Genomic DNA, 3,496 nt, shown 5'->3' with positions numbered 1-3,496 from the left:
CAGTCCCTCTCCCTGGGCGCCGGACACTACACACCTGACGTCGCCAAGGTCACCGTCAGCTACGGCAACGACCCCAAGGAATACCCGACCGTCATGGCAGGCGGAGCATTCGTCCACACCGCAGCCATCACCACCGGCAACAACAAGAACTCCCTCACCCCGACCCCCTACATCCACGCCTACAACGCGGCCGGCAAGGAGATCTACAACCAGAAGAAGCAGCCCACGACCAAGCCCTGACACTGGGCGCTGCTTCTGGTGTCGAGGCTGCTGACGCTGAGACCGGTGCCTCGGCCTCATCGACTTCGGTATCTCGCACGCCACCGATGGACGCCGAGCTCCGCAGGCTACGAGGGACACCCGACCCGTTCGGGTGTCCCTCCCCTAACCCCTAGGGGCCGGGAGACCCGCGCGCCGGCTCGGCAAGGCCGTAGTGGGAAGGCCGCGCCGAGTGGGCCGATGGGTAGGACTGGTCGCTGACGCTCCCGAAGAGCCCCACTGCTGACAGGCGCACTGCCGACCGCGACCGGTCGAGTCGGTGCAGACGATCCCCACCTGCGCCGCTGGACGGTACGTGACGGTCCGGCTGTCGGCATACTGCCGGTCGGTCGTCCACCCTGATTGATGAACGACCTGCAGCAGCACTCCAGCACGATGTCGGTGTGCCGTTCTACCCCGCTGGTTGGATCATGACTCCATTCCGCCGCCGTACGAGATGTGCGTGGGGCGGAACAGAGACTGGAGGCGATTCGAAACACTGATTCCGCACAGAGGACTGGCATGGCTCTACGAGGTGCCCGAACGATTACCGCACTCGCGGTCGGCATGGTGACGACGCTGATGACAGCGGTCACCCCTGTGGCGGCGTTCGCGGCGGGGGATCCGCTCCAGCAGTATGCACAGCAGAAACTGCGGTGGGCGCGCTGCGACATGGGCGGGTCGGCGACGTTCGAGTGCGCGAAGGTCAAGGTGCCGCTGGACTACAGCGACCCCGGGGGCCGGAAGATCGACCTTGCGATATCGCGGGTCAGGGCGAGCGGTGCGAAGCAGCGGCACGGCGTGCTGCTGATGAATCCCGGGGGACCGGGCGTCCCGGGGCTGACCATGCCCGTGGAGATGGAGCCGTTGCTGCCGACGGAGGTGCGAGAGAGGTTCGACCTGGTCGGTTTCGACCCGCGCGGAGTCGGGCGGAGCGCGCCGATCAGTTGTGGTCTGACAGCCGAAGAACAGGCTGTTCACCACCCCTACACGGCAAGGACGTTCGCGAAGGACGTGGCCCTGGCCCGGACGGTGGCCGACAAGTGCTGGGCCAAGGCGGGCGACATGCTGCCGCACATCACCACGCGCAACACGGCACGGGACATGGACATCGTCCGGGCGGCACTCGGGGAAAGGAAGATCTCCTACTTCGGGTACTCGTACGGCACCTACCTGGGCGCGGTCTACACCCAGATGTTCCCTCGGCGCTCGGACCGTTTCGTGCTCGACAGCGCCCTCGATCCCGCACTCGCGTGGCGAGGGACGTTCCGGGGGTGGTCGGCCGGGGCCGAACTCGCCTTCACCCGCTGGACCGAGTGGGCCGCCGCCCGTAATGCCGCGTATGGTCTGGGGTCGACTCCGGAGAAGGTCCGGAGGACGTACTGGGACCTTGTCGCCCGTGCCGACCGCACACCCGTCCCGACAAACGGTGGGGCGCTCAGCGGTGGCGCCATCCGTTCCCAGTACGGCGCATTCGTCGGTGTCAGGACCGTCACCCCGTGGATCGTCGCGCTGAAGGCTTCGGCCGCGGGTGGACCGCCTGCTCCGGCCATGCCGATCGCGTCGGCCGAACCGGTCGCCCCCGGCACCGCAGCGGCCCGGTCCGCCGCGGTGGCCTTCGGTGCGGACGTGCCTGCCGACAACCAGTCCGCCGTCACCTGGGCGGCCTTCTGCGGCGACAGCCGCAGTTGGCCGCGCAGCCCCGAGCAGTACCGCCGGGACGTCGTCCGGGACCGGGCCAAGTACCCCCTGGCCGGAGACTTGGGGGCCACCATTCAGCCGTGTGCGTTCTGGAAGTCGGCGGCCAGGGAGCCGGCCACCGCGGTGAGCAACGACGTCGGCGCACTGATCGTGCAGAACCAGTGGGACCCGCAAGCGACGCTGCCCATGGCGCGGGGCATGCGACGGGCGCTGCACGGTGCGCGGATGATCACTGTGGCCGGCGGTGAGGGCCACGGAGTGGTGGTGGCCGGACCGTCCTGCGCGGACGCCGATGTCATGCGGTACCTGACCACGGGCCGACTGCCCGCGAAGGACCTGACCTGCACCGGTCAGTGAGCCACAGACTCATGGCGGGTCGCCCGCTCCCGGAACTCGGCCGGGAGCGGGCGACCCGCGACTGGCCTTGGGAGACCTCTCGCTCGTACCAGCGGCGGACGTCGCCGTCCACCCGCTGATCCGAACGAAATGACCTGTTCAGGGCGGTCCGGCGCCTGATCCGCCGGGCCGCCCTAACCGTCGTCGGAGGGGGCGGTCACGTCCCAGAGGATGTAGTGGAACCGCGGGCCGCCGTCGCCGCTGCCCAGCCACTCGACGGCCGCCAGGTGGTTCGCACTGGTCGGCATGCAGTACCAGGTCCCCTCCAGACCGGCGACCATCCACCCCGTCGACCTGGAGGAGTCGAGGGCCTTCGCGCAGATCTTCGGGGTGGCTCCCCTGTGCGTGTCGGCCACGCGTCCGTTCATGGCGGAGAACTCGTCCCCGCCGTTCCACGCCATGTCGGGGCTTTCCACCGTCTCTCCGACCGTGCCGTGTTCGAGGTCGGCGCTGTACCCCCTGGAGAGGGTGAAGTCTCCCGTACGGAGGATCTTCACCGACGCCTGCGAGGGCGAAGGGGACGGGGACAGGGTGGTGACGCCGTCGCCGGTGGTCGGCGACTCGGTCGGGTCGGCAGGTGACGGTCCCTCCGGGGCCACCGACTCCTTGGGTGCCGCCGAGGACGAAGGGGGCGTGATGCGCGACGAGTTGGTCCACGACTGCGTGATCAGTGTGACGACCAGGCCGAGCACAGGGATCAGGATGCCGACGACCCACCACGCCCACTTCGGCGCGCCGTGGCCGGGAGCGGGTGGACTCGGGGGCCCCGCAGGCGGCGGAGGTACGGGCCGCGGTGGTTGCGCGGGCATCGGTGGATGTGGCCGTGCCCCGTCCGGCTCGCCTGTCATGGCCGTACGCCCCCGTGTTCAGTTCCGCGCCTGCTTCAGGCACGCGTCCGCGTCCGAAGATCCATACCGTACACAGATGATCGAGTGCATGTCATGAATTTCAGTGCGGATGGACATCGTCGGCGACTGCCGCACCGGGGCCCCGCGCGTATCCGCCCGTAACCGGGTCCGGGGTCTCGTCGGTCGTGGGCGGGAAAGGCCCTAGGACCTGTCTTCAAACTGCCGCCTGCCGTGCGGCGCCCGGCACGCACGCTCGCCGCGTTGTCGGGGTCACCCCGATACATCCAGTATCG

2 protein-coding genes and 1 pseudogene are annotated in these 3,496 nt (G+C 69.0%); 2 read left to right on the top strand and 1 reads right to left on the bottom strand.

Features of this window, described 5'->3' with window-relative positions; translation table 11 throughout:
* Both ACWC97_RS33920 and ACWC97_RS33915 read left to right on the top strand, forming a co-directional pair.
* Positions 1-240, top strand: a pseudogene (locus ACWC97_RS33920) (hypothetical protein); the annotation flags it as partial.
* Between the two features lie 540 nt (positions 241-780).
* Positions 781-2,316, top strand: coding sequence for an alpha/beta fold hydrolase (locus ACWC97_RS33915; RefSeq protein ID WP_450653661.1), 1,536 nt, complete (start codon positions 781-783; stop codon positions 2,314-2,316).
* A 173-nt stretch (positions 2,317-2,489) separates the two neighbouring features.
* On the opposite strand, the gene ACWC97_RS33910 is transcribed toward ACWC97_RS33915, so the two are convergent.
* Complete coding sequence (locus tag ACWC97_RS33910) at positions 2,490-3,047, bottom strand: hypothetical protein (RefSeq protein ID WP_352281264.1); 558 nt, start codon at positions 3,045-3,047, stop codon at positions 2,490-2,492.
* Positions 3,048-3,496: the final 449 nt, after the last annotated feature.

This window comes from Streptomyces sp. NPDC001108 (assembly GCF_053598535.1).
Note: the sequence above shows the minus strand (reverse complement) of the source record. Positions and strands in the feature narration are given on the sequence as shown.